The 23,960-nt window shown below is 60.4% G+C and carries 26 protein-coding genes; 15 read left to right on the plus strand and 11 right to left on the minus strand.

Annotation, left to right across the window (positions count from 1 at the left end):
• The first annotated feature begins 85 nt into the window (after nucleotides 1-85).
• Both FTO60_RS12770 and FTO60_RS12775 read left to right on the plus strand, forming a co-directional pair.
• The gene (locus tag FTO60_RS12770) at nucleotides 86-541 is read left to right on the plus strand and encodes an NUDIX hydrolase (RefSeq protein ID WP_148056316.1); all 456 of its coding nucleotides are present in this window, start codon (nucleotides 86-88) and stop codon (nucleotides 539-541) included.
• A 128-nt stretch (nucleotides 542-669) separates the two neighbouring features.
• Nucleotides 670-2,151 (plus strand): inorganic phosphate transporter, encoded by a 1,482-nt coding sequence (locus FTO60_RS12775; protein ID WP_148056317.1) that lies wholly within the window; start codon nucleotides 670-672, stop codon nucleotides 2,149-2,151.
• 44 nt (nucleotides 2,152-2,195) lie between these two features.
• On the opposite strand, the gene argF is transcribed toward FTO60_RS12775, so the two are convergent.
• The 3 genes from argF to FTO60_RS12790 all read right to left on the minus strand — a co-directional run bounded on the left by argF (nucleotide 2,196) and on the right by FTO60_RS12790 (nucleotide 4,824).
• The gene (gene argF / locus FTO60_RS12780; protein WP_148056318.1) at nucleotides 2,196-3,101 is read right to left on the minus strand and encodes an ornithine carbamoyltransferase; all 906 of its coding nucleotides are present in this window, start codon (nucleotides 3,099-3,101) and stop codon (nucleotides 2,196-2,198) included.
• A gap of 69 nt (nucleotides 3,102-3,170) precedes the next feature.
• Nucleotides 3,171-3,653, minus strand: coding sequence for a GNAT family N-acetyltransferase (locus tag FTO60_RS12785; protein WP_172623894.1), 483 nt, complete (start codon nucleotides 3,651-3,653; stop codon nucleotides 3,171-3,173).
• On the minus strand, nucleotides 3,646-4,824 hold the full coding sequence (locus FTO60_RS12790) for an aspartate aminotransferase family protein (RefSeq protein WP_148056320.1): 1,179 nt from the start codon (nucleotides 4,822-4,824) through the stop codon (nucleotides 3,646-3,648). Before FTO60_RS12790 ends, FTO60_RS12785 begins: the two co-directional genes overlap by 8 nt.
• Before the next feature lie 449 nt (nucleotides 4,825-5,273).
• Between FTO60_RS12790 and FTO60_RS12795 the strand changes: the two genes are divergently transcribed.
• The gene (locus FTO60_RS12795) at nucleotides 5,274-6,191 is read left to right on the plus strand and encodes a DMT family transporter (RefSeq protein ID WP_148056321.1); all 918 of its coding nucleotides are present in this window, start codon (nucleotides 5,274-5,276) and stop codon (nucleotides 6,189-6,191) included.
• Here the strand turns inward: FTO60_RS12795 and FTO60_RS12800 are convergent.
• On the minus strand, nucleotides 6,188-7,006 hold the full coding sequence (locus FTO60_RS12800; RefSeq protein WP_254696805.1) for an ABC transporter permease: 819 nt from the start codon (nucleotides 7,004-7,006) through the stop codon (nucleotides 6,188-6,190). The genes FTO60_RS12795 and FTO60_RS12800 overlap by 4 nt on opposite strands.
• A gap of 135 nt (nucleotides 7,007-7,141) precedes the next feature.
• Here FTO60_RS12800 and FTO60_RS12805 point away from each other — a divergent pair, with 135 nt between their 5' ends.
• The 5 genes from FTO60_RS12805 to FTO60_RS12825 all read left to right on the plus strand — a co-directional run bounded on the left by FTO60_RS12805 (nucleotide 7,142) and on the right by FTO60_RS12825 (nucleotide 11,136).
• Complete coding sequence (locus FTO60_RS12805) at nucleotides 7,142-7,756, plus strand: GcrA family cell cycle regulator (RefSeq protein ID WP_148056322.1); 615 nt, start codon at nucleotides 7,142-7,144, stop codon at nucleotides 7,754-7,756.
• 107 nt (nucleotides 7,757-7,863) lie between these two features.
• The gene (locus FTO60_RS12810; protein WP_148056323.1) at nucleotides 7,864-8,388 is read left to right on the plus strand and encodes a cytochrome b; all 525 of its coding nucleotides are present in this window, start codon (nucleotides 7,864-7,866) and stop codon (nucleotides 8,386-8,388) included.
• 60 nt (nucleotides 8,389-8,448) lie between these two features.
• The gene (locus FTO60_RS12815; RefSeq protein WP_148056324.1) at nucleotides 8,449-9,336 is read left to right on the plus strand and encodes a lysophospholipid acyltransferase family protein; all 888 of its coding nucleotides are present in this window, start codon (nucleotides 8,449-8,451) and stop codon (nucleotides 9,334-9,336) included.
• Nucleotides 9,337-9,398: 62 nt separating this feature from the next.
• On the plus strand, nucleotides 9,399-10,433 hold the full coding sequence (locus tag FTO60_RS12820; RefSeq protein WP_148056325.1) for an N-acetylneuraminate synthase family protein: 1,035 nt from the start codon (nucleotides 9,399-9,401) through the stop codon (nucleotides 10,431-10,433).
• Nucleotides 10,426-11,136 (plus strand): class I SAM-dependent methyltransferase, encoded by a 711-nt coding sequence (locus FTO60_RS12825; RefSeq protein WP_148056326.1) that lies wholly within the window; start codon nucleotides 10,426-10,428, stop codon nucleotides 11,134-11,136. Before FTO60_RS12820 ends, FTO60_RS12825 begins: the two co-directional genes overlap by 8 nt.
• On the opposite strand, the gene FTO60_RS12830 is transcribed toward FTO60_RS12825, so the two are convergent.
• Together FTO60_RS12830 and FTO60_RS12835 are read right to left on the minus strand one after the other, a co-directional pair.
• Nucleotides 11,133-11,675 carry a glycosyltransferase family 29 protein gene (locus FTO60_RS12830; RefSeq protein WP_172623895.1) on the minus strand — a complete coding sequence of 181 codons (543 nt, stop codon included), beginning with the start codon at nucleotides 11,673-11,675 and terminating at the stop codon, nucleotides 11,133-11,135. The two genes, FTO60_RS12825 and FTO60_RS12830, sit on opposite strands and share 4 nt — an antisense overlap.
• A gap of 98 nt (nucleotides 11,676-11,773) precedes the next feature.
• A complete protein-coding gene (locus FTO60_RS12835; RefSeq protein ID WP_148056328.1) occupies nucleotides 11,774-12,556 on the minus strand; it encodes a glycosyl transferase in 783 nt (260 codons plus the stop codon).
• A gap of 121 nt (nucleotides 12,557-12,677) precedes the next feature.
• Between FTO60_RS12835 and neuC the strand changes: the two genes are divergently transcribed.
• From neuC to FTO60_RS12850, 3 genes are read left to right on the plus strand one after another with little or no spacing between them, the layout of a single operon-like run.
• Nucleotides 12,678-13,802, plus strand: a complete 1,125-nt coding sequence (neuC, locus tag FTO60_RS12840; RefSeq protein WP_148056329.1) for a UDP-N-acetylglucosamine 2-epimerase — start codon at nucleotides 12,678-12,680, stop codon at nucleotides 13,800-13,802.
• Nucleotides 13,786-15,063, plus strand: coding sequence for a 3-deoxy-D-manno-octulosonic acid transferase (locus FTO60_RS12845; protein WP_172623896.1), 1,278 nt, complete (start codon nucleotides 13,786-13,788; stop codon nucleotides 15,061-15,063). Before neuC ends, FTO60_RS12845 begins: the two co-directional genes overlap by 17 nt.
• A complete protein-coding gene (locus FTO60_RS12850) occupies nucleotides 15,063-16,346 on the plus strand; it encodes a 3-deoxy-D-manno-octulosonic acid transferase (protein ID WP_254696806.1) in 1,284 nt (427 codons plus the stop codon). The genes FTO60_RS12845 and FTO60_RS12850 overlap by 1 nt, the downstream gene beginning before the upstream one ends.
• Here the strand turns inward: FTO60_RS12850 and FTO60_RS12855 are convergent.
• Genes FTO60_RS12855 through FTO60_RS12870 form a run of 4 tightly spaced genes read right to left on the minus strand, consistent with a single transcriptional unit; the run spans nucleotide 16,333 to nucleotide 19,434 of the window.
• A complete protein-coding gene (locus tag FTO60_RS12855; protein ID WP_148056332.1) occupies nucleotides 16,333-17,124 on the minus strand; it encodes an SDR family NAD(P)-dependent oxidoreductase in 792 nt (263 codons plus the stop codon). The genes FTO60_RS12850 and FTO60_RS12855 overlap by 14 nt on opposite strands.
• Nucleotides 17,121-17,825 (minus strand): acylneuraminate cytidylyltransferase family protein, encoded by a 705-nt coding sequence (locus FTO60_RS12860; RefSeq protein ID WP_148056333.1) that lies wholly within the window; start codon nucleotides 17,823-17,825, stop codon nucleotides 17,121-17,123. Before FTO60_RS12860 ends, FTO60_RS12855 begins: the two co-directional genes overlap by 4 nt.
• On the minus strand, nucleotides 17,822-18,745 hold the full coding sequence (locus tag FTO60_RS12865) for a Gfo/Idh/MocA family protein (protein WP_148056334.1): 924 nt from the start codon (nucleotides 18,743-18,745) through the stop codon (nucleotides 17,822-17,824). The genes FTO60_RS12860 and FTO60_RS12865 overlap by 4 nt, the downstream gene beginning before the upstream one ends.
• Entirely contained in the window at nucleotides 18,742-19,434 is a 693-nt protein-coding gene (locus FTO60_RS12870) for a tyrosine-protein phosphatase (RefSeq protein WP_148056335.1), read from the minus strand. Before FTO60_RS12870 ends, FTO60_RS12865 begins: the two co-directional genes overlap by 4 nt.
• Nucleotides 19,435-19,566: 132 nt before the next feature.
• Here FTO60_RS12870 and FTO60_RS12875 point away from each other — a divergent pair, with 132 nt between their 5' ends.
• The 4 genes from FTO60_RS12875 to FTO60_RS12890 all read left to right on the plus strand — a co-directional run bounded on the left by FTO60_RS12875 (nucleotide 19,567) and on the right by FTO60_RS12890 (nucleotide 23,537).
• Nucleotides 19,567-20,478: a pirin family protein gene (locus FTO60_RS12875; protein ID WP_148056336.1), complete on the plus strand. Its 912-nt coding sequence runs from the start codon at nucleotides 19,567-19,569 to the stop codon at nucleotides 20,476-20,478.
• A gap of 210 nt (nucleotides 20,479-20,688) precedes the next feature.
• Nucleotides 20,689-22,062 (plus strand): 30S ribosomal protein S12 methylthiotransferase RimO, encoded by a 1,374-nt coding sequence (gene rimO / locus FTO60_RS12880; protein WP_148056337.1) that lies wholly within the window; start codon nucleotides 20,689-20,691, stop codon nucleotides 22,060-22,062.
• Between the two features lie 188 nt (nucleotides 22,063-22,250).
• The gene (locus FTO60_RS12885; protein ID WP_148056338.1) at nucleotides 22,251-22,889 is read left to right on the plus strand and encodes a hypothetical protein; all 639 of its coding nucleotides are present in this window, start codon (nucleotides 22,251-22,253) and stop codon (nucleotides 22,887-22,889) included.
• A 342-nt stretch (nucleotides 22,890-23,231) separates the two neighbouring features.
• A complete protein-coding gene (locus tag FTO60_RS12890; RefSeq protein ID WP_254696807.1) occupies nucleotides 23,232-23,537 on the plus strand; it encodes a hypothetical protein in 306 nt (101 codons plus the stop codon).
• A 35-nt stretch (nucleotides 23,538-23,572) separates the two neighbouring features.
• Here the strand turns inward: FTO60_RS12890 and FTO60_RS12895 are convergent, their stop codons facing one another.
• On the minus strand, nucleotides 23,573-23,923 hold the full coding sequence (locus FTO60_RS12895) for a YigZ family protein (RefSeq protein WP_148056339.1): 351 nt from the start codon (nucleotides 23,921-23,923) through the stop codon (nucleotides 23,573-23,575).
• Nucleotides 23,924-23,960: the final 37 nt, after the last annotated feature.

Consider the following 23,960-nt stretch of genomic DNA (forward strand, 5'->3'; position numbering starts at 1 on the left):
CCTTCACCGGGCCGTTATTTGTAATATTAACGTTTTGGTGTTATATGTCGGTTAATAAAGAAAAAATGAAACGGCAGTTTTCGATATGACTTCTCTTTTCCGCTCGGCTTTTGCCGAAGTGATCGCCCCGTTCCTGCGCCGCCCGCCACAATTGCAGGTGGCGGCGCTTTGCTATCGCGATGGCAAGGATGGCCGCGAGGTTTTACTCGTCACCAGCAGCCGTGGCCGCTGGATTTTGCCCAAGGGGTGGCCGATTGACGGCTTGGATGCGGCCGAAGCCGCCGTTCAGGAGGCCTGGGAAGAAGGCGGCGTCAGAAAGGCCGATGCCGACCCGGACGCGATTGGCAGCTATGCCTCACTCAAGCGATACGATTCCGGCGCGCAGGCAAATTGTGAAACTTCGGTCTATGCGGCCCGCGCGATCAAGGTCGCAAATGACTTCCCCGAGGCCGACAAGCGCAAACGGCGCTGGGTTTCACCCCAGGTTGCTGCCGAAATGGTCGACGATGAAGGGCTGCGCGACATCTTGCGCAACTTCTGAGCGCACGACCGCGCCGCGATCCGCACCGAATCCGTTGAAATCCCTTCCAAGTCCCGCTAGGCCCGCGCCTAAGGAAATGTAACAGCCGTGTGACAGCACCCGCAAAGGGCCACGGGTCGGGGGACAGGATGACAAACGGCGCGCCCGGAAATCAGTGGAAAACACTGGACAAGGATCTGGGCCGCATCGCCCATGTGGAATACGCCACCCAATATGTGGCGCGGCCTATGGTCGGGTTTGGCGTTGCTTTGGCGTTCATCGTGGTAGCGGCCCTTGGTGCGGCGCTGTTCTTTGGCCAACAGCCGACCTCATTGATCGTGATCGCCGCGGCCGCCTTTGGCGCCTATATGGCGATCAACATCGGCGCCAATGACGTGGCCAACAACATGGGGCCGGCCGTGGGCGCGAATGCGTTGACGATGGGCGGTGCGATTGTCATCGCGGCCCTGTTTGAAAGTGCCGGCGCGCTGCTTGCGGGCGGTGACGTGGTTTCAACCATTTCCAAAGGCATTATCGACCCTGAAAGCGTCTCGAATTCGCGCGTCTTCATCTGGGCGATGATGGCCGCGCTTATTTCCTCGGCGATGTGGGTGAACCTTGCGACATGGGTCGGCGCGCCGGTCTCCACGACCCATTCGGTGGTGGGTGGCGTCATGGGGGCCGGGATTGCCGCCGCCGGATTTGCCGCCGTCAACTGGCCCAACATGGGGCTGATTGCTGCCAGTTGGGTGATTTCGCCGGTTTTGGGCGGGGCGATCGCCGCCGCGTTTCTGGCCTTCATCAAGCATAATATCGTTTACCGCGACGACAAGATCGCCGCCGCGCGCATATGGGTGCCGGTTCTGATCGGCATCATGGCCGGCGTCTTTGCCACCTATCTGGCAATGAAAGGCCTCAAGCGGGTCGTTCAGATCGACCTTGGCATCGCCTTGCTGATCGGCTTGGCGGTGGGGGCCGCGACCTATGTGGCGGCCGCCCCGCTGATCCGCCGCCAATCCGAGGGGATGGAAAACCGCAACAAATCCCTCAAGGCACTGTTCGGACTGCCGCTGGTTTTTTCCGCGGCCCTGCTATCGTTCGCGCATGGTGCCAATGATGTGGCCAACGCGGTTGGCCCGCTGGCCGCGATTGTCCATGCCGAACAATTCGGCGAATTCGCCGGCAAGGTGACGATCCCGCTGTGGGTCATGGTGATCGGCGCGATGGGGATCAGTTTCGGCCTTGTGCTGTTCGGCCCCAAGCTGATCCGCATGGTCGGCAGCCAGATCACCAAGCTGAACCCGATGCGGGCCTACTGCGTGGCCCTTTCGGCGGCCATCACCGTTATCATCGCAAGCTGGCTGGGCCTGCCCGTCTCATCGACCCACATCGCCGTGGGTGGCATTTTCGGCGTTGGCTTTTACCGTGAATGGCATGCCGAGCGGCGCATTCGCCGCACCAACGCCAAACACCCCGACGTCATGCGCATCGCCCCCGAGGAGCGCCGCCGCCGCAAACTTGTGCGCCGCAGCCATTTCATGACAATCGTCGCCGCCTGGGTCATCACGGTGCCCGCCGCCGCGTTGATGTCGGCGCTGATCTTTCTAGGGCTGAGTGCGGTCTTTGTCTGACGCTTAGGCGTCGGCGAAACGGCTGCGTGACACCGTAACGCCCCCTAGACGCCCAGACACCAGCGCATCACCGCCTTTTGCGCGTGCAGCCGGTTTTCGGCCTCGTCCCAGATCACCGAATGGGGGCCGTCCATCACGGCGCTTGTGGCTTCGTCGTCGCGGTGCGCGGGCAGGCAATGCATGAACAGGCTGTCAGGCTTGGCCTGCGCCATCAGCGCATCATTCACCTGATAGCCGCGCAATTGATTGTGGCGGCGTTCGCGCGCCGATTGCGGATCGTGCATGGAAACCCAGGTATCCGTCACCACCAGATCAGCCCCCTGCACCGCCTTCATCGGGTCACGTTCGGTCGTATAGAGCCCGTCAAGCGCGGCTTCGGGTTGCAGGGTCTCGGGGCCGGTAAAGGTCAGGTCAAAGTCGAACTGTTTGGCCGCATGGGCAAAGCTGGCAAAAACGTTGTTGCCATCGCCTGACCAGACAACCTTTTTGCCTTTGATCGGGCCGTTGTGTTCCTCAAACGTCAGAATGTCGGCCATGATCTGGCAGGGGTGCGTGCGGTCCGTCAGCCCGTTGATCACCGGCACCGTGGCATATTCGGCCATGTCCAGCAGGGTCTGTTCCTCGAAGGTGCGGATCATGATCAGATCAACGTAGCGTGACAGCACGCGCGCCGTATCGGCGATGGTTTCGCCGTGGCCCAACTGCATATCCGCGCCCGACAGGACCATCGTTTCACCACCCATCTGGCGCACGCCCACATCAAAGCTGACCCGTGTGCGGGTCGAGGGTTTTTCAAAGATCAGCGCAACCATATGCCCCGCAAGCGGCTGGTCCGCATCAGGCGTGCCCTTGGGTTTGCCCGCCCGCGCCGTTTTCATGGCGCGTGCGCCGTCGATCATGCCCCGCAGGTCGGCGGGATCGGTTTTGAGAATATCGAGAAAATGGTTCATGTCGGACTTTCCTGGAATGTCGGTCCGGGGCGCTGCCCCGGACCCCGGAGTTTTTCTGAACAGAAGAAGCTAGTGATAGAGCATGACCTGCACCGGATCGCCGTCCTCGGAAGGGGTCTTGCGATGGGCCGTGAACCCGGCGCGCCGATAGGCGGCGATGGCGCGGGTATTGGCGGGGTCGGGATCAACCGCAACGACCGGACATGAGCCGCGCAAATGCTGCGCGCGCGCACGCAGATAGCCGCTGGCGTGGCCCAGCCCCAGATAGGCGGGATCACCCAGAAAGGTATCAAGGGCGCGCGCCGTGGCAGGCAGATCGTCATATTGCGGCATGGGCCAGTGGTGGGCAGGATAGTCCTGCACAAAGGCAAAGGGCGTGCCGCCGGTTTCCACGATGCGCATCGCAAGACAGGGCAGGTCCCAGTCCCGGTCAATCAGCGCCCATTCGGTTACGCCGTCTTCCCACCAGCCTGCGATATGCGGTTGGGCAAGCCAGTCACAGAACATCGTTCTGTCCGCGCGGGAAAGGGGGCGGAAGGTATAATCAGCCATTGCCTGCAACCTGTGTCGCGGCCCGGTCAAGTCGCGCGACGGCCTCGGTGATATCATCATCCGCGATGGTCAGTGCGGGCAAAAGCCGGATCACGTTATCTGCGGCAGGCACGGTCAGGACGCCCGCGCCGTAGCCTGCGGTGACGATATCGGTGTTGGTGGCCTTGCATTGCAGCCCCAACATCAGCCCCGCCCCACGCACGCCGGTAAACACGTCAGGATGCGCCGCGACCAGCCCTTCAAGTTTCTGGCGCAGCAGGCCGGCCTTGCGGTTCACTTCGGCCAGAAACACGGGCGTTGCGATGATCTCCATTACCTTAGCCCCCACGGCGCAGGCCAGGGGGTTACCGCCGTAGGTGGACCCGTGGGTGCCAGCAGTCATTGCGATCGCGGCCTTTTGAGTGGCCAGCACCGCACCAAGGGGAAAGCCGCCGCCGATGCCCTTGGCGACCATCATGATGTCGGGTGCGATGCCCGCCCATTCGTGGGCAAACAACCGCCCCGTGCGGCCCATGCCGCATTGCACCTCATCGAGGATCAGCAGCAACCCGTATTCATCACACAGATCGCGCAAACCCTTGAGGCATTGATCGGGCAGCGGGCGGATACCGCCTTCGCCCTGCACCGGTTCGATCAGGATCGCGCCCACGGATGGATCAGCCGCAGCCGCGCTCAGCGCATCGTGATCACCCCAGGGCAGACTCTTGAAACCGGGTAGCAGCGGGCCGAAGCCCTTGGTCATCTTTTCCGACCCTGCCGCAGCGATGCCTGCGGCCGACCGGCCGTGAAACGACCCTTCAAAGGTGATGATCGTCGTGCGCTCCTGCCCCTGATCATGCCAGTATTTACGCGCCATCTTGACGGCCAATTCGCAGGCCTCGGTCCCCGAATTGGTAAAGAACACCGTGTCGGCAAAGGTATGTTCCACCAGCGCATCCGCCAGCTTTTGCTGGGCGGGAATGTGGTAAAGGTTCGAGGTATGCCAAAGCGCGCCCGCCTGATCCGTCAACGCCTGCACCAGATCAGGGTGTGCATGACCCAGCGAATTCACCGCAATGCCAGCCCCCAGATCAAGAAAACGTCGCCCGTCGGCCTCGGTCAGCCAGCTGCCTTCGCCTTTGACGAATGTCAGGGGGGCGCGGTTATAGGTAGGCAAAACAGAGGGGATCATCGCGTGAAACCTTTGCAAAAATGAAGGCCCGTTGGTGCCGGAGCGGCAAGGCCAAGTCAATGTTTATGACGGGATTTACGAGGGTGAATGACGGCGCAGACCACCAGACAGCGAAAAAGACGACGCGGTTAGCGTCGGCGTCGGGTGCTGGTCTGGGTCAGTGCGTTGGTCATGGGGCAAGGGTTAGGGCAAACCGCACCGCAAGAAAAGCCCTAATTCATCAGGTGAGGTGCCCTGTGCCACGCGGCAAAAGCAACGGACCACGCATTGCGGCGCACCCGTCAGTGCCAGACGTGCTGTGCCACCAAGGCAGCGTCCGGTGCGTGCCACGGGTACCGGGACTGAATGTCTGTCAGGCCGGTGCACCGTAATCTGACAATGTCACCAAGCGCCGTGTGCAGGATCATTTCGCGCTTGCCGCGCCGCCAGCGCCACGTCATTGCTGGCTCATGTCCAGAACGCCCCAGAACCCTGCGACCGCCGTGGCGCTGATGTTGCTTGCCACCGCCTTTATCGCGGGGACGACTTTGATGGCGAAATCCCTTGGCACTGATACGCTTGGCCCGCCCCTGCACCCGCTGCAGATCAGCCACGGGCGGTTTGTCTTTGCCTTTCTGGCGCTGGCCAGCCTCGCTCTCGTGATGCGCCCGAAACTGGGCCGCCCTGCCCTGCCACTGCATATTGCGCGCACCCTGAGCGGCTGGGGCGGGGTCACGCTGATGTTTGCGGCTGTGGCCTATGTGCCCTTGTCGGACGCCACGGCGATCAGCTTCCTGAACCCCGTGTTCGGGATGCTGTTGGCCATCCCGCTGCTGGGTGAAAAGGTTGGCAAATGGCGCTGGATCGCCGCCGCGCTGGCCATGTTCGGCGCGGTCATTCTGCTGCGCCCGGGGCCGGATACGTTTCAGGCAGCGGCCCTGCTCGCCCTGGGTGCGGCGCTGGTGATGGGGCTGGAGCTGATCTTTATCAAAAAGCTGGCCGACCGCGAACCGCCCTTTCAGATCCTGCTGGTCAATAATGCGATCGGGCTGTGCATTGCCTCGCTGGCCGTGATCCCTGTCTGGGTGATGCCCACCGCAGGCCAATGGGCGGCACTGGCCGGATTGGGCGTGATGATGGCCGCGGCGCAGACCTGTTTTGTCAACGCGATGGCGCGGGCGGATGCCTCGTTTGTGACGCCCTTCAGTTATATGACGCTGATCTTTGCCACGCTTTATGACGCGCTGATATTCGATGTTGTGCCCGATGCGGTCTCGTGGATTGGTGCAGCAATCATCGTGGGTGGCGCGGGGCTGCTGGCGTGGCGCGAAAGCGTGACCCGCGCAAGACTGCGGCGCGTCGCCGCAACCCTTGGCGGGCGCACTTAGGCCTTGAGCCGGTAACCGATCCGAAACCAGTTCCAGCAGATCGCCAGCACGACGGCCGCCGCCGCACTGACCACCGCCAACCCCAGAAATGGCGATGAATCCGACACACCAAGCATCCCGAACCGCACGCCGTCGATGATATAGAAAAACGGGTTCCAATGGCTTGCGGCCTGAAGCGGCGCGGGCAAGGCATCAATCGAATAGAATGTGCCCGACAAAAAGGCGAGCGGAGTCACGAGAAAATTGGTGATGGCCGACAACTGGTCGAACTTGTTGGCGAATGTCGCCGCGATCAGCCCCAATCCGCCCATGAAAACCGACCCCAACAGCGTGAACACGACCACCCACACCGGATGCGCCATGCCGACGCCCAGAAACAGCACAACGCCCAGCGCGATCACCACCGCAACCATCGCTCCGCGCACAACCGCGCCTGCAACATAGCCCGCCACCAGTTCGCCCGCGGACAGGGGCGGCATCAGGGTGTCGACGATATTGCCCTGTATCTTGGCGCTGGCCAGCGACGACGAGGTATTGGCAAAGGCGTTCTGAATCACGGTCATCGTCAAAATGCCCGGTGCCAGAAAATGCATGAAAGGCACGCCCATCACATCGCCGCGCTGTGGACCGATCGCAATGGTGAAAATCATCAGGAACAGGCCGGCATTGATCAGCGGGGCCATGATGGTCTGACTCCAGACATTCATGAAACGGCGCACTTCACGCTGGGCCAGTGTCCACGTCCCAAGCCAGTTCAGCCACCCAAAGCGGCGCACACCCATTGGGCTGGGGCTGTGATCTTGTGTCTTGTTCATGTCATTCCTCGGATTTTCGCGTCAGCGGTCCTTGTATCCCGCGCTTGTGTGCTTAGAATAGGGGATCGTAAGAATTCTCAAGCCCCAATTGCTGCCAACGCGCGCGCAGGGCATTGCCCAAGCAAAGGAAACCGCATGTCCTGGACCGATGATCGGGTCGAAACCCTCAAGAAAATGTGGGGCGAAGGCCAATCCGCAAGCCAGATCGCCAAGGAACTGGGCGGCGTGACGCGCAATGCCGTGATCGGCAAGGTGCACCGCCTTGGCCTGTCCAACCGCGCCGGATCGGGCGGAAACGCCGCCAAAGCCGCGCCCAAGGCCGATGCCAAGGCCAAGGCACCTGCCAAGCCCAAGCCCGCCCCCAAGGCCAAAGCGGCCCCCGCCGTCGAACCCGAAGCTGAAGCTGAGGATGACGGCAAGCCGATCATGCAGACACAGGCCGCCGCTCCGCGCCCGATGTCCGCCGCACGCCGCGCGATCATCCCTGCCGGTCAGCCCCTGCCGCCCCAGCCCAGCGCGAACGAAATTTCGCCCGAGGCATTGGCCAAGGTCAACGCCGTGGAACGCACGGCCAAAAAGATCAGCCTGATGGAACTGACCGAAAAGACCTGCAAATGGCCCGTGGGCGACCCCGCGACCGAAGATTTCTGGTTCTGCGGCCTGCCCTCGCAAGCGGGCAAACCCTATTGCGAAGCGCATGTCGGCGTGGCTTTCCAGCCGATGTCGTCGCGCCGCGACCGCCGCCGTTAAACGACGCCACAGCGCATCCGAAAGCCGCCCCGCCGTGGGCGGCTTTTATTTTTTCAGAAATGGCATGTTTGCGATATGATGTGGCAAACCACATAAGGACTGCGCCCATGCCAACACGTTATTCCCGCACCCTTGCCACACTGCACTGGCTGCTTGCGCTGATGATCATCGGCGCGCTGTTTGGTGGCAAAGTGCTGCTGGCAAATACGCCCAACAGCGACCCCGGCAAGCTGTTCAGCCTCAGCCTGCACCTGTCGCTGGGGCTGGCGATCCTGGCACTGATGACCCTGCGCGTGATCGTCCGCTGGCGCAGCGCAGCGCCGCCCCATGCCGATATCGGGAATGAAATCCTCAATAAAGCAGGGGTTTGGGCGCATTGGGTGCTTTATGCTCTGGTGTTCATCATGGCAGTGTCCGGCATCGTCACAGCGCGGGGCGCGGACCTGCCTGATATCGTGTTCGGCGGATCAGGGGCGCCCCTGCCCGACATATTCACAGGTTCGGCGCGCACCCTGCACGGCATTACCTCGACAGCCCTTATTGTGTTGATCATCGGCCATATTGGCGCGGCGATCTACCACCAGTATGTGCGCAAGGACGGGCTTTTGGCGCGCATGTCCCTGCGTCGTTAGTATTGCCCTTACCCGCCAGCTTGCCTAAGTCCTGAGGAACTGAATTTAGGCACGGTTTTCATGCGCGACACCAGCGACACATCTGCCCCGCAAGGAACGTGGGGCCAGTGGCTTACCAACCTGTTCCTGCGTGGCCTGATCGGCGCGGCGCTCGTGCTGCCGTACAATGTGCGGCTGCGGTTTCTGGGCTGGGCGGTTGAACAGATCGTCGCCCCTCTTGCCGGATACCGCCAGCGCGCCGAAGACCAACTGGCGCTGGTTTATCCCGAAATGCCTGCCGATGAACGCCGCGCCATCGCGCGCCGCGTCTGCAACAATTTTGGCCGCACCCTGATCGAAAATTATTCGCACCCTGCATTTGGTGAACGGGTGGCGCAGATGCCGGTGTCCGGTCCCGGCCTTGCCGCCGTGGCCAAGGCCAAGGCCGAAGGGCGGCCGGTTATTTTCGTCACCGGCCATTTTGGCAACTTCGAGGCCCCGCGCCATGCCCTTCACGCTTTGGGCTATACGGTCGGCGGCCTATACCGGCCCATGTCGAACACCTATTTCAACGCACATTATGCCAGCACGATGGAAGGCATTTCCGGCCCCGTCTTTCCGCAAGGACGGCGCGGCACGATGGGATTTGTGCGTATGCTGCGTGATGGCGGCATGGGCGTGTTGTTATTTGATGTGCGCAGCACAGCCTTTGACGACATCGACTTTTTGGGCCACCCCGCCCCGACAGCCACATCCGCGGCTGACATTGCGTTGCGGGTCAATGCCCTGGTGGTGCCCATCTTTGGCACACGCCGCGCCGACGGCGTAACCTTTGATATCGTGATCGAAGCCCCCATCGCCCACAGTGATCCGGTGACGATGATGCGTGATATGACGGCCCGGCTCGAGGCGCGTATCGCCGCTCACAAGGATCAATGGTTCTGGGTGCACAAACGCTGGCGCAAATAGCCAAAGATTGCACCGCTGCGCGCGCCGTGGCATCACCATGCCAACAACCACCGGAGCGCCCAATGAAGATTGCACACCGCGAAATTTCCGCCCAACACCCGCCATTGGTCATTGCCGAAATCGGCATCAACCACGGCGGCGATCTGGCCGTGGCCAAGGAAATGGTGCGGCTTGCGCATTTATCGGGCTGCGAATGTATCAAGCACCAGACCCACATCGTCGAAGACGAAATGACTGACGAAGCCAAACAGATATTTCCGCCCAACGCCGATGTCTCCATCTGGGAGGTCATGGCCCGATGCGCCCTGCCGCTTAAGGACGAAATCAAGCTCAAGGACTACGCCGAAAGCCTGGGGATGATCTATATCTCGACCCCGTTCAGCCGCGCCGCCGCGGATTTCCTCAACGGGATCGGCGTGCCGGCCTTCAAGATCGGCTCGGGCGAGGCCGACAACCTGCCCCTGATCCGCCATATCGCCGGTTTCGGCAAGCCGATCATCATGTCAACGGGCATGCAGACCATTGAAACGATGCGCGAAAGTGTCGCGATCCTTGATGCTGCGGGGGTCGAGTATGCGCTGTTGGAATGCACCAACCTTTATCCCTCACCACCCGAAATCGTGTCCCTCAAGGGCGTGACAGAGCTGCAAAACGCCTTTCCAAAGGCGCATGTGGGCTTTTCCGATCACTCGATCGGGCCGGATATGGCGCTGGCTTCGGTCGCCTTGGGCGCCTGCATTCTGGAACGCCACTACACCGACACGCGCTATCGCAAGGGCCCCGATGTGATCTGCTCGATGGACCCGGCCGAGCTGAAATACCTGATCGACCGGTCCCGCGAAATCCACACCGCCCTGCACAACGAAAAGCAGCGCACCGGCCCCGAAGAAGACGTCTACCGCTTTGCGCGCGCGTCCGTCGTCGCCGACGCCGACCTGTCCGCCGGCCACGTCATCACCGAAGCCGACATCTGGGCGCGCCGCCCCGGATCAGGCGCCATCCCGGGCTATGACTTCGACAAGGTCGTGGGCAAAACGCTGAAAATCGCGGTGGCTCGGAACCAGCAGTTGACGTGGGATGATTTGAGCGATGCGTGAACTGGCCGGGTACCATCGCCATGACATATTGAACCTGATCAAAGGTGACGGTCTGATTGGTGTCGAACTGGGCGTTGCGGCAGGCGACTATTCCGCCCGCATGGTCGCCTCGGGGCGGTTCGCGGAATTCTTTGGCGTCGATATGTATGCCGACACCCATGATGTTGACCAGTACAAGACAGCCCTGCGCAAGGTCGGGCTACACGGGCCATATAAACTCCTTCGGATGAGTTTTGCCGAGGCCTATGATCTGTTCGAAGACGAAAGCCTCGATTTCATTTACATCGACGGCTACGCACATTCCGGTCAGGAAGGCGGCGAAACGATCTGGCAATGGGCGCGCAAGGTAAAGATCGGCGGCCTGATCGCAGGCGATGACTACCACGATGACTGGCCATTGGTGAAAGAAGCCGTGGACCGTTTTCTGGATTACACTGGTTTCGAAGGTTACATGACCACCGAGGTCGAACCGGACATAAATTACGCCTCGCATCCCAGCTGGGGCGCGATCAAAACAGCCGCCGTGCAAGGCGAGGCACCCGCCGATCTATTGCAACGCGGCAAGGCCGTCGGCGCGCGCATCGCCGCAAAACGCAAAGCGGGGAAGCGATTAGGCGACTGGTTGCACAACGTAATCGGTGACAAACGCTATGCCCGCTTGCGCGAATGGAACCGCGCCCGAAAATCCGGGCGCAAAAGCTAGCTGCGGACAATCCGAATGCGGCCTTCAGACTCCCAGCCCTGGATAATCCGTCCCTCGGCGGCGAAATCATGCGGTGTCTCGTAATTGGGTGGGTTGTAATAGGTTTCGGTAGCGCCAAAGTCGAACCCATAAAGGGTGATTGATGCCGCGCAATCAAGGCGTAACATATAGCTAAGCATCATATACCCCGACGATGGACGGCGGCCAATTTTTTGGCGGTCCGCAATCCAGTAGCGGTGCGGATAGAACAAGACTTTCTTGAGGTTTGATCCGCGCACAATGACAAGGTGGCGCAACTTGGGTGTCAACAACACCATATAGGTTGGATCAAATTGCTGTTCGATTTCATCTTCGGTCAGGGTCGGCGTTAGTGAAACAATATCCGTCCGCGTGCCTTGCGCTTTTGGCGAAACAACGAACCCACGGTTAAGGCGAACAACAAGGTCATGTGCGTCAATTTCGGAACCATAATCATGCGCAAGCAGACTGCGGGCGTTCCCAATCAACGCAACGGTCCGCCCTTTCAGTGCAAGTCCCATCCGCGCATCGGAATTGCGAGACAATTTGAAAAAAAATGCGCGCGGTGCCTGCCAAAGATAGCGGCGTGGGAATGAGCTGATCCGTTCACTCAACATAATTAGTCTTGATCCAGATCGCCACCATAGCGCGCCCAATAATCCATCATCCATTTCACTCGGCCGCGACCCACATGCGGGAATATTCCCCACCACCCCGCGCGCACCAGATCAATCGGGCGCGGTTCGCCGTGGAATGCGACGATCCGCGTGGCGGCGGGGGGCGGTGCGGGTCGCAACACTGCACCCAGACCCACGGGGCGGCGCAGGTGATACTTAAAGCTCAGCACCCACTCCAGCGGCCAGAACGCAAGCGTGCCATCGGCCACCTCGCCCTGCAAATAGATCTGTTCGATCCGGTATTTCGCGACCATCGCGTCGCGGTCGGCGACAAAGCGGTCAAACAACTCGGGGTGTGCGCCTGCCGTAAAGGTAAATACGCCCGTCCCGGCCATCGGCCGCGCGTTGTGCCGGCTTTTGATCCAGTTTTCGCCAACATCGATCACCGCAATATCGCCACCGTAATCAAACAGGTCGTCCAGCGGACCGGTTATGACGCTGTCCAGATCAATGAACAGACAGCGCCCGGTGATGTCATACAACTCTTTTTTGAAGACGCTCAGCTTGGCCCAGCCGCCCTTTTTCCAATGGCTTTCCGCAAGGCCCATTTCGGGAATGGGAAAGGCATCAATCGCCGGATCAAGACCCGCTGCGTCCTCGGTCAAGCAGACAAACCTGAACGGGCCAGTCAATTGCGCGCGCACCGCACGATACAGCACATTCACATAAGCCGTCGAATAAAGCGTGCCCCACTTCATGCAGATAACTGTGCGGGTCTGGGTCACTTTGGCCTCCGGTGTGTTCGGGCGAACCTTATGCCTGCGTTTTTTGATTGTCCACGCCGTGCGTTGCCAGTCTTGCGGTGCCCAGCTATGGTCGCCCCGCGTGTCCCAAGTAAGGCGAACCATGACCAAATCCATCCTTTTCGTCACCGGTACGCGTGCCGATTTTGGCAAACTCGAACCGCTGGCCGCCGCAACCCGTGATGCGGGGTTTGATGTATCGTTTTTCGTCACCGGGATGCACACGCTTGACCGCTATGGGATGACGAAACTGGAAGTGCAGCGCATGGCGGGGGTTGCCGTGCATGAATTCCTCAACCAGCGCATGGGCGATCCGCAAGATATGGTGTTGGCCAAGACCGTGATGGGATTTTCCGATTTTGTCGCCGAGCATCAGCCTGACCTGATCGTTGTCCACGGTGACCGGATCGAGGCCCTGGCCTGTGCCCTTGTGGCGGCAACCAACTATATCCGGTCCGCCCATATCGAGGGCGGCGAGGTTTCGGGCACCATCGACGAGGTGTTCCGCCATTGTAACACCAAACTGGCCGCCCATCATTTCGTCAGCTCCGAGGATGCCGCGCGCCGGGTCATGGCCTTGGGCGAACCGCGCGAGGCGATCCATGTGATCGGCTCCCCCGAGCTTGATTTTCATTCAACCCCGTCGGGTGTCAGCATGGATGACGTGCGTGCTCACTACGATATTCCGTCGGGCGACTTTGGCATTTGTGTCTTTCATCCGGTCACCAGCGAAGCCGCAACAATGGGCCAGCAGGCACGCGACCTGTTTGGTGCCCTTGACGCATCAGGGCGCAATTTCGTACTGATCGCGCCCAACAATGACCCGGGGTCCGACGAAATTTTTACGGCGATTGATGCCCTGCCGCGTGATCGTTTTCGCGTGATCCCTTCCATGCGTTTCGCGCATTTTTCCGAACTGATGAAAAACGCGGCCGTCATGGTTGGCAACTCCAGTGCAGGCGTGCGCGAGGCTCCGTTTCTTGGCACGCCCAGCCTTGATATTGGCACACGCCAGTCAAACCGTGCACAGGCCCCGTCGCTGTTCACCGCGCAGGCGTCAGACACGGCGACAATCGCGGGCTTTCTGAACGACGAATGGGGCAAAACCTATCCACGCCACACCGCCTTTGGCAGCGGCAGCGCCGCCCAGCGCTTTGTCGGGATCTTGAAGGATGACGGGTTCTGGTCGGCCAGCATGCAAAAGCGGTTCCATGACCACACCGGCTGAAACGGGAACGGGATTGCGGGCCTATCTAGCGCTCACGGCCCTGATCAGCCCGCTTTGCCCGCTGATCCTGCGCCGCCGCCTGAAACGCGGCAAGGAAGACCCGGCGCGCTGGTCTGAAAAACGCGGCCGTGCATCTGCGCCCCGCCCCGATGGTCCGCTGATCTGGCTGCACGCCGTGGGACTGGGCGAAGTCATGGCCCTGCGCGGGTTGATCGCCGCGCTGCACGCCGCCCGCCCCGATCTGTCGTTCCTCGTGACCTCGACGGCGCGGTCGTCCGGCGGGGTATTCGCCGACAACCTGCCACCGCGCACCACGCATCAGTTCCTGCCGCTTGATCTGGCCGGTCCGGTCACGGCCTTTCTCGATCACTGGCACCCCGATCTGGCGGTCTGGAGTGAACAGGATCTCTGGCCCCGCCTTGTGCATCAAACCCATGCGCGCGGCATTCCTCTTGCGCTGGTGAATGCTCGCATGGACAGTGCGGCCCATCGCAAACGCGCCCGTATGCGCGGGATGTTGCGCGACACCTATGCGCGGTTTGCCTACCTCGCCGCGCAGGATGATGCCACCGCGCGCCATATCCGCGACCTTGCGCCAAACGTCACCATCACCACCCTTGGGTCGCTCAAATCCGGTAGCGCACCACTGCCCGATGACCCGCGCGAACGCGCCGATCTTGCCCGCCATCTGGGCGCACGCAAGCTGTGGTGCGCGGCCTCGACCCACGGCGCAGACGAGGCGGTGGTGCTGGCCGCCCAGGCGATGCGCCACCGCGCCGATCCCGCCGCGCTTTTGATTATCGTGCCCCGCGATCCCGACCGACGCGAGTCACTTGCCAGCGCCTGCGCCGCATACGGGCTGCCCTATGCCATGCGGTCCTGTGGAGAGCTGCCAAAACCCGGCGATGCGGTCTGGATAGCCGATAGTTTCGGCGAACTGGGGCTTTGGTATCGCCTTTGCCCCGTAGCCGTGATTGGCGGATCATTCGGGCAGGTGCAGGGCCATAATCCGTGGGAAGCTGCGCAGCTGGATTGCGCGATCCTCCACGGCCCCAATACGGCGAATTTTGCTGCTGACTACACCGCGCTTGCGCAGGCTGGCGCGACCATTCCGGTGCGCGACGCAGCAACCCTCAATGCGGCGCTTGACCGGCCCGATCTGATCGAAATGGCCACGCAGGCGCGCATTCTGCAATCCAATAGTGCGGGAAGTGTCGCGCGCACCAGTACTGCGTTGCTGGACCTGCTGGGGGACGGTTGATGCCCTACCCGACCACCAAAATTCGGCTCTTTCTGGTCGGCTATACCCTGCTTTGGGTGCTCGGCCTGCCATTCATTCTGATCTATCTGTGGCACCGGGCACGCCGCGATCCAGATTATTTCGCGCATCTTGGCGAACGCTTCGGGCGTTACCCGACCGGCCTGCAAAACGCAGTCTGGGTCCATGCGGTCTCCTTGGGGGAGGTCCGCTCGGGCGCGCCGTTGATCAAGGCCTTGCTGGCGCAGGGTGACCCTATTGTCATCACCTGTTTCACCCCCGCCGGCCGGCGCGAAGCGATGGCGCAGTTCAGTCCAGAAATCAGGTCAGGTAAAGTCGCCGTTGTCTGGGTACCGTTTGAATTCAACTGGTGTTTCCGGCGATTCTTTCGTGCCTTCACACCCCGCTATGGTCTTGTCATGGAAGTGGAAATCTGGCCACGGATGATCGCGGCCTGCCATCGCGCAGGGGTTCCGCTGCTGCTGTGCAACGCGCAATACACCACCAAGAGCTTCGCCCGCGATGCGGCCCGCACACCTGTCATGGCGCAGATGTTGCGCGGCTTTGCCGGCGGGTTGGTCAAATCGGATTTGCAGGCCGAACGGTTCCGCACAGTCGGGCTGACGAACCTTGCCGTGACAGGTGAATTGCGCTTTGACCAGGCAATTCCACCGGCGCAATTGGATGCCGGTCGCACAGCACGCAAATGGTTAAACGCCAGCAAGACCGTGACGATAGCCAGCGCCGTCGAGGGCGAAGACGATCTGTTCATCGCCACCATCCGCGCCCATCAAGATACGTTGTTTGTCTATGTGCCCCGCGCGCCCGAACGGTTCGGCGATGTGGCCCAAATGCTGACTGATGCTGGCCTGCGGGTCGGGCGGCGCAGCGAATTGTTTAATACTAAACTATCTGCACAAGGCGCCGCCCCGGACATCGACGTTCTTTTGGGTGATTCACTGGGCGAGATGTATTTTTACCTTGCCATGGCCGACCGCGTGGTCGTGGGCGGGGGGTTTTTGCCGCAGGGGTCGCACAACATATCCGAACCGCTCGCCCTAGGGAAACCCACGATCGTCGGCCCCGAAATCTGGCCGATCGAATATCCGGCAACCGAGGCAATCGCAGCAGGGGCCGTGATACAGGTGGCACAGGCAGATCAACTCGCACAAGCCCTGCGCGATCCAGTGCCCGACAGCGCTACAATCACAGCCTTCTTTGCCGATCATACCGGCGCGGTGGCCAAGACCCTTGCCGCCATCCCGCGCCTGCTTACCAGGCGCTGAAACCACCATCGACGTTAACCATCTGGCCGGTCATATAGCCCGCCTGAGGCGAAGCAAGAAACAGCATCGCATCGGCAATCTCGTCAGGTTCACACATGCGGCCAGCCATGATCAGCTCGCCCACACGTTTCTGGAATTCCTCGGAATGGTTGTTGAACACGGCCCCCGGCGCAATGGTATTTACCGTCGCCTGCCGTTTCGCCCAATAACCCGCCAACCAGACAGTCAGCCCGTGAATCCCCGCCTTGGTCACGCCATAGGCACTGAAATTCTTGAACGGCATGCCATCGTAAATCGGGTGGTGCGCACCGTTCAGGGCATACATCGACGCCACGTTAACCAGCGTGCAAGGGTAGTTGCCAACAATATCGCGGTCCATCTGGCGCGCGACCATAAAGGCACCGGTCAGATTGACGTGCATCGTCTTGTTCCAGTCCTCAACCGAGGTATCCGCGAAATCGGGAAAGGATTTGCCCGCCCCCATCAGCATTTCGCCTGTGATCGCGGCATTGTTCAGCACCACATTCGGGTTCCAGCCATCGGCCATGACACGCTTGAAAATCTCGGTCACCTGGGCCTCGTCGCTGACATCCATATCGTAGAAACGGAAGTTTTCGTTGCCGTCATGGGCTGCCTTCAAGGCATCCGCCCGTGCGCCGGGCAGGTCCGTCGACACGACCCGCGCGCCCTGTTCCAGCATCCGCCGCACATAGGTACTGCCCAAAACGCCCCCCGATCCGGTGATGAAAACGGTGCGCCCATCCAGTTGCTTGGTCATGCGGTCTCTCCTGTCAGGCGGTCCTTCATCAGGAATTCCACCAGTTTGAAATCAAGCGGGCTATCGATGTCCAGACAGCGTTCAGGGTCCATCAGATAGGGGATGACGCGCCCGTCAAACAAGGACTTTGCGCGGCGCAGATAGTCCGGCGACACCACATAGGTGCTGGCGGCGTGCTCATAAACGACAGGTGCGGCCTGACGGGCCACAACCCCGCCGGGCAAGGGCTTGGACACATGCAGGGCACCCGTTTCATCGGGTTCGACCAGATTGAAGTAGGGGTTCTTGCGCGCTTGGCAGCACGACATCACCATGTCGGGGCGCTGCGCAAAAAACAGATCAAGTGCGGCGTCGATATCGCTGTCGGCGCGCAGCGGGGCCGTGCAATCAAGATCAAGAAAGGCATCAACCGGGCCGATGATCGCCTCGCTCGCCGCAAGCGCCTGTTGCCACACGCCCCATTTGCCAGCCGTGTCCGTGGCCAGTGCGGCAGGGCGCAGGCCGATATCCAGCGCACCCTTGTTCAACGCGTGTTCATATATTTCAGGATCATCCGTAGAGACCACGACCGCATCCACCTGCGCATTGGCAAACAACTGGTCCAGCGACCAGTCAATCAACGGCTTGCCGCAAAGGTCGCGAAAGTTCTTGCGCGGCACACCTTTTGACCCGCCGCGCGCGCCAATCTCACCTAGGATCATGGGTAATCTCCTGTAATCATGCCGCTAAATCGCCGCGCTTCCCAAGCCTGCGCGATCAGGGCACAACTGGTGCCGACGCGATCAAGACGCGGCAGATGGTCAATGTCAGACGTCGCACGCCCGTCGACCAGGGCAAGAAAATCGCGCATCGCGTCCAGAAACATGTCGTTGCGTTCAAACGTCCAGTCGCGGGCCTGTGCGCCCTGCCCGCTGTCCATCACCAGCGTGCCGCCGATGAAATCCAGATCAACCGTGCCGCCCGTCCCGCGCAGGGCAATCCGGCGCAAGGACACAGGCGACAGATAATCCATCGCAACGGTCCCCTGCGCGCCACCACCGGCCAGCGCGATCCGGCTGGCAAAATCAACGCCTGCGAAATCAGCGTGGCCCAGCGCATCGACACCGCGCAGCCCGACATCGGGAAACAGACAATGCGCCATGTCCAACTCGTGACACAGGTCCAGCAAGACCCCGCCCCCTTCGGGCCGCGCGGCATAGCTGCCTGCAAAGCTCCAGTTCTGTCGCCACTGGCGCACATCATGACCGATTTCCAGCGAAAAGCCATAAACGCCAGACAGGTCCATCTGCGCCAGATCACGAAACGCAGGGTGATAGCGCATCATGAACCCGACAAGACAGCGCTCGGCCAATGGGGCCGCGATGGTCATCATGTGCGCCAGATCATCCGCACGGTAGGCTAATGGTTTTTCGACATAAAACGGCAGGTCTCGGGCCGCACAAAGCGTCACGATTTCCGCGCGCACCTGCGTCGCGGTGGCGATCACAACCGCAGATGCACCCTCCAGATCGGCAGGCCTGAACGCGCGCCATCCGACCAGCCGCGCCTTGACGCCCAGCGTTTCCAGATTGCCGAAGTGGCGCTTGCCGATTGATCCGGCACCGATGACGACAACGGTCATGTACTTGCCCCCTTGATCCCGCTTTTCCAGTCACCGCCCCTGCGCCACAACGCAAAGGACGCCGTAATCGCATCGCGATCATAGGCCGTGGCGACCCAGTCTTCAAAACTGATCCCGGTGGCGTCACGCGCAACAATATAGACGCGGAACACGTGATCCAGCACGCCCGCACTGGACCGTTTGAAATGCACGTGCCGCCAGTGCATCTGCTGCAACGCTTCCTCAACGCTGCGGCCCTCGATCATGACCAGATAAAGCACCGCTGCGATACCCGTGCGATCCGCACCCGACTTGCAGTGAAACACGAAAGGTTTTTCCGCGTCCTGAAACGCCGCCCTGAGGCTGGCAAAAGCATCTTTGCGCGGTGCCATGCGTGACCCGAAACCACGGGCGTAAACAAGGCGCAAACCCAACGCCTTGCAGGCTTCGGCCTCAAGCAGCATCGGGCTTTTGTCGATTTCTGCACGCAGAGAAATCACCGTCTTGATGCCCATCGCCTTATAGCGTTTCAGGCGCGCCGGGGACGGATGGTTCGATCGCCAGACGCCAGGTGCGATTTCGTGCAGGTTCCACCACCAGTGGCGGATAACGGCATGGTCAATGAACTGGAAATGCCACCACGCCTTGCGCCGCCCTTGGGGTGTTGACAAAACATGGGTCATCTTGGGCTTGCGTCGCGTGTCATTCATCGCGACAGCATTAGCCCCGCGCCCACCTGCCTGCAAGTGATGTGCAAAAATGCACGTTCCGCCGCTATTCCTGCGTGTTGTCAGCAAGGCCACGTCGCCCTATCTGCATCCTAGACCTCACAGGAGACTGCCATGTCGATCCGCCCGATTCTTGAAAAACGCCACGCCATCCCGACGATGGAAGGGGCTGGCGTCAAACTGCACCGCGCCTTTGGGTTTCAGGACCCGTCAGAACTTGACCCGTTTTTGCTGTTTGACGACTTTCGCAACGAAAACCCGCGCGATTTTGAAAAGGGGTTTCCGTGGCATCCGCACCGCGGCATCGAAACCATAACCTATGTGCTCAATGGCACGGTCGACCACAGCGACAGCCTTGGCAACGAAGGCTCGCTTGGGGCGGGGGATGTGCAATGGATGACGGCCGGATCGGGCATCCTGCATCAGGAAATGCCGCACGGAAACGCTGCCGGGCAAATGCATGGGTTCCAGCTGTGGGGCAACCTGCCATCAAGCCTCAAGATGACCGCGCCACGCTATCAAGACGTGCAAGGCACCGAAATTCCCGAAATCATCGATGATGACGGCACCCGCGTCAAAGTCATCACCGGTGAATTCTGGGGCAAGCGCGGCCCCGTGGACGGGATCGCCGCCGATCCGCAATATCTGGATGTGTTCGTGCCCGCCGGCGTCAAAAAGACATTTCGGATCGACACCTACCGCCGCGCCTTCGCCTATGTTTTCGAAGGCACGGCCGCCTTTGCCGATGCCAGCCCGCCGTCCGGTATTTTGCTGGAAAAAGAGGTCATGGGCGAGGAAGTCAACATCCGCGACATGTCAGGTGACCGCACCCTGATCCGGTTCGGCACCGGCGAAGAAGTCACCGTGCAGGCAGGCGAAAACGGTGTGCGCTTTTTGTTGATTTCCGGCGCGCCAATCGAAGAACCCGTGGCATGGCACGGCCCGATCGTAATGAATACCCGTGCCGAATTGCAACAGGCGATCAATGACCTGAACAACGGCACCTTCATCAAGCCCGCGCACTGATCGCAAAAACCGGTGCCCACTTTTTCCTGTGCGCGGCGCATCAAGCCCGCGCACTGATCGCAAAAACCGGTGCCCACTTTTTCCTGTGCGCGGCGCATCAAGCCCGCGCATTGATCGCAAAAACCGGTGCCCGCTTTTTCCTGCGCGCGGCGCATCAAGCCCGCGCACGAAAGGCTTTCCTTGGCGCACGGGGCGGCGTAACAGGGCGGCATGTCACAGAACCCGCCCAATCTCCGCCCCGATCTTGCCAATGCGCGCATCAGCGAAACCCGCCGCGAGGGCCAGCCGACCATCGGCATGGTGTCGCTTGGCTGCCCCAAGGCGCTGGTCGATAGCGAACGTATCCTCACCCGCCTGCGCGCCGAGGGCTACGCGATTTCGCCCGATTACGCCGGTGCCGATGCGGTGATCGTCAACACCTGCGGGTTCCTTGACAGCGCCAAGGCCGAAAGCCTTGATGCGATTGGCGAGGCGCTGGTTGAAAACGGCAAGGTCATCGTCACCGGCTGTCTCGGGGCCGAGCCGGATTATATCCGCGAACACCACCCGAAAATCCTCGCCGTGACGGGACCGCACCAATACGAACAGGTGCTGGATGCCGTGCACGATGTGGTCCCACCCAGCCCCGATCCGTTCATTGATCTGCTGCCTGCATCGGGCGTGTCCCTGACCCCGCGCCACTATAGTTACCTGAAAATCTCCGAGGGCTGTAACCACAAGTGCAAGTTCTGCATCATCCCCGACATGCGCGGGCGGCTGGCGTCACGCCCCGCCAAGGCCGTGCTGCGCGAAGCGGAAAAGCTGGTTGAAAACGGGGTGAAGGAACTGCTGGTGATCAGTCAGGATACCAGCGCCTATGGCACCGACTGGCCCGCCGACCAGCGCCGCGGGCTGACCGAACAACCGATCACAACGCTGGCCCGCGATCTCGGTGGCCTTGGTGCATGGGTGCGCCTGCACTACGTTTACCCCTACCCCCATGTGCGCGAGATTATTCCCCTTATGACCGACGGGCTGATCCTGCCCTATCTGGATATCCCGTTCCAACACGCCCACCCCGACACCCTGCGCCGCATGGCCCGCCCCGCGCACGCCGAACGCACGCTTGATCGCATCGCTGAATGGCGCGGGATTTGCCCCGACATCACCCTGCGCTCGACCTTTATCGTTGGCTACCCCGGCGAAACCGAGGCCGAGTTTCAGCACCTGCTCGACTGGATGGACGAGGCACAACTCGATCGCGTCGGCTGTTTTCAGTATGAAGACGTGGCAGGCGCACGCAGCAACGCCCTGCCCGATCATGTGGCCGATGAGGTCAAACAAGAGCGCTGGGACCGTTTCATGGAAAAAGCCCAAGCGATTTCCGAAGCGAAACTCGCCGCAAAAGTGGGCCAGCGCATGGAGGTGATCGTGGACGACATCGACGCCGACGGCATCGCCACCTGCCGCACCAAGGCCGACGCCCCCGAGATCGACGGGAACCTGTTTATTGATGAAGGGACCGAAGGGTTATCGGTTGGGGATATCGTGACGGTCGAAGTGGACGAAGCAGGCGAGTATGATTTGTGGGGATGTTTGGTTTGACGTCGGCTTGATGGGACGAAGTTGTCTTTGAAAGACCTTGTCTTAATGACCGCTTACAGCCCGAAGCGGACGCTCGTATCTATGCGAAAAATGTGGGATAAAGTCATTGTCGAATTGTCAAGTGCTGCCTCGGGCAGGACATTGGCCCAAAGATCAGCAGTGAGAAAACAGTATTGAAGGCGGTAGCATTGAGCGAAGAGGAACAGCTTGAGGTGATGCGATATTGGGTTTCCGAGGCCAGCAAAGCTCGAAGAAACATTGCCTTCATTCGAGGCTTTGAGGAAATTCGAAGACGTTACGTTGAAAGTGTGTCTCCAACAGAAGAACCTAAAGACCCCGCCTATAATGCTGTCGCACGGGTATCTATAGCGGTGCTAAATGTTGTCTTGGATGCTCTAATATCATTTTCATTCAAAGCGTTCGACCAAGCCTCGCAAGCCAGCCTAACAAGACTCAAGAACGCCTTATTACGTAACGCGGCCAATGATGACTGCCACGATACCGTTAACGAGGCATTCAAGCAGTTTCAAAGAAATGAAAAGGTGGTCTTGGAAGAGCTTACAAGGCTTCGAAATAAGTTGATTGCTCATATTGATTACGATTTCGTGCTAGATCCCAAGCAGGAAAGTCTGAAAATCAAAGAAGTCTTGCTGGCCACCGACATGATCATAGGCCTTGTAGATGTCCTCGCCGCCCAATTCGAAAAGATCGGGACAGTCGAAAGTTCAAACGTTTCTGGCAATTCCCTCGTGATCACACCTACCAAATTTGCAGAGACGGACGCTGAAGAATTTTGGCGGGTAACTTTTTGTAATTGGGCGAAATAGTTGGGGTAGAGAGACGGTGACGAGAACGTAATTGAGAGCCTGATTTCCGCCTTCGCCTCAAGGTTTGCAAACTCCGCTTCCTGCGCATTTCTGCCATTCATCTAATCGCAGCATATGTCAATTTGGACCCAAAGCGGAAACCCCGCGCTTCACCTTTCCCGACCGCCCCCATGGGCGGGGGCTTCACCCCCACCCGCGCACGGGCTGCCTTCCTTGCCAACGCCCCCGCCCCGCTCATGTTAGGTCCGGCCCACACCGATCCCCAAACCAACCCAAACTATGCTATACTCCCACTTTCCCCGTCATCATGCCGCGGGGACACATGTCTGCCAATTCACGCGCATGAGGGAGGATGACACGATGTATGCACGCATTACACCATACAAGATGAAGCCCGGTTCCAAGGCTGCCGCGACCCAGATCATGGAAACCCTGAAGGACCGCATTATGGCCCTGCCCGGTCAGCAAAGTTTCCTGAATGTCATGAATGACAACGACGGATCCGGCTATGTGATTTCGACCACCAACATTGCCGAAGCAACACCGGAAACGGTTGAAAAGGTCAATGCCCTTTGGGCGAACTTCAAGGACCATTTGGTCGAAGAACCCAGCGCAAAAATCTACGAAGTGGTTGCCGACTGGTCCTAGGCGGTCAGACGCGAGGGCGGGCCAAACTGCCCTCGCTAAGGCGCCTCAAACCAAACCCGCACCGCGTCCTGCACCCGCCGGAAACGGTCCCCACCCAGATGCACACCGCCGAACCAGCGCGTGACGACGATAATCTCGCCCACGCGACCTTCGCGTTCCAGCATCCGCAGGATCACCATGCCTGCGCCCGCCTCCCCGTCGTCATTCTTTAACGGCGTCCCGTCAGGCAACAGCACAGCCCATGTGTTATGCGTCGCACGCGTGAATTTCTTGCGCCGTGTCAGTGTCTTGATGAACGCCTTGGCATCATCAGCCGACCCGCAAGGCCCGCCCGACACCGCGTATTTCGACCCGCGGTCGGTAAAGATGTTTTCAATCACCCGCATCCCCGCAACCTGACCAAACCGTTGACCCATATCAAGG

This window comes from Octadecabacter sp. SW4, from assembly GCF_008065155.1.
In the GTDB taxonomy this organism is placed as follows: Bacteria; Pseudomonadota; Alphaproteobacteria; order Rhodobacterales; family Rhodobacteraceae; genus SW4.

What these genes read in the sequence shown, in the direction of transcription:
- FTO60_RS12770 (WP_148056316.1), top strand. Translation starts at nt 86, where the DNA reads ATGACTTCTCTTTTCCGCTCGGCTTTTGCCGAAGTGATCGCCCCGTTC.
- FTO60_RS12775 (WP_148056317.1), top strand. Translation starts at nt 670, where the DNA reads ATGACAAACGGCGCGCCCGGAAATCAGTGGAAAACACTGGACAAGGAT.
- argF (WP_148056318.1), bottom strand. Translation starts at nt 3,101, where the DNA reads ATGAACCATTTTCTCGATATTCTCAAAACCGATCCCGCCGACCTGCGG.
- FTO60_RS12785 (WP_172623894.1), bottom strand. Translation starts at nt 3,653, where the DNA reads ATGGCTGATTATACCTTCCGCCCCCTTTCCCGCGCGGACAGAACGATG.
- FTO60_RS12790 (WP_148056320.1), bottom strand. Translation starts at nt 4,824, where the DNA reads ATGATCCCCTCTGTTTTGCCTACCTATAACCGCGCCCCCCTGACATTC.
- FTO60_RS12795 (WP_148056321.1), top strand. Translation starts at nt 5,274, where the DNA reads ATGTCCAGAACGCCCCAGAACCCTGCGACCGCCGTGGCGCTGATGTTG.
- FTO60_RS12800 (WP_254696805.1), bottom strand. Translation starts at nt 7,006, where the DNA reads ATGAACAAGACACAAGATCACAGCCCCAGCCCAATGGGTGTGCGCCGC.
- FTO60_RS12805 (WP_148056322.1), top strand. Translation starts at nt 7,142, where the DNA reads ATGTCCTGGACCGATGATCGGGTCGAAACCCTCAAGAAAATGTGGGGC.
- FTO60_RS12810 (WP_148056323.1), top strand. Translation starts at nt 7,864, where the DNA reads ATGCCAACACGTTATTCCCGCACCCTTGCCACACTGCACTGGCTGCTT.
- FTO60_RS12815 (WP_148056324.1), top strand. Translation starts at nt 8,449, where the DNA reads ATGCGCGACACCAGCGACACATCTGCCCCGCAAGGAACGTGGGGCCAG.
- FTO60_RS12820 (WP_148056325.1), top strand. Translation starts at nt 9,399, where the DNA reads ATGAAGATTGCACACCGCGAAATTTCCGCCCAACACCCGCCATTGGTC.
- FTO60_RS12825 (WP_148056326.1), top strand. Translation starts at nt 10,426, where the DNA reads ATGCGTGAACTGGCCGGGTACCATCGCCATGACATATTGAACCTGATC.
- FTO60_RS12830 (WP_172623895.1), bottom strand. Translation starts at nt 11,675, where the DNA reads ATGGGACTTGCACTGAAAGGGCGGACCGTTGCGTTGATTGGGAACGCC.
- neuC (WP_148056329.1), top strand. Translation starts at nt 12,678, where the DNA reads ATGACCAAATCCATCCTTTTCGTCACCGGTACGCGTGCCGATTTTGGC.
- FTO60_RS12845 (WP_172623896.1), top strand. Translation starts at nt 13,786, where the DNA reads ATGACCACACCGGCTGAAACGGGAACGGGATTGCGGGCCTATCTAGCG.
- FTO60_RS12850 (WP_254696806.1), top strand. Translation starts at nt 15,063, where the DNA reads ATGCCCTACCCGACCACCAAAATTCGGCTCTTTCTGGTCGGCTATACC.
- FTO60_RS12855 (WP_148056332.1), bottom strand. Translation starts at nt 17,124, where the DNA reads ATGACCAAGCAACTGGATGGGCGCACCGTTTTCATCACCGGATCGGGG.
- FTO60_RS12860 (WP_148056333.1), bottom strand. Translation starts at nt 17,825, where the DNA reads ATGATCCTAGGTGAGATTGGCGCGCGCGGCGGGTCAAAAGGTGTGCCG.
- FTO60_RS12865 (WP_148056334.1), bottom strand. Translation starts at nt 18,745, where the DNA reads ATGACCGTTGTCGTCATCGGTGCCGGATCAATCGGCAAGCGCCACTTC.
- FTO60_RS12870 (WP_148056335.1), bottom strand. Translation starts at nt 19,434, where the DNA reads ATGAATGACACGCGACGCAAGCCCAAGATGACCCATGTTTTGTCAACA.
- FTO60_RS12875 (WP_148056336.1), top strand. Translation starts at nt 19,567, where the DNA reads ATGTCGATCCGCCCGATTCTTGAAAAACGCCACGCCATCCCGACGATG.
- rimO (WP_148056337.1), top strand. Translation starts at nt 20,689, where the DNA reads ATGTCACAGAACCCGCCCAATCTCCGCCCCGATCTTGCCAATGCGCGC.
- FTO60_RS12890 (WP_254696807.1), top strand. Translation starts at nt 23,232, where the DNA reads ATGAGGGAGGATGACACGATGTATGCACGCATTACACCATACAAGATG.
- FTO60_RS12895 (WP_148056339.1), bottom strand. Translation starts at nt 23,923, where the DNA reads ATGCGGGTGATTGAAAACATCTTTACCGACCGCGGGTCGAAATACGCG.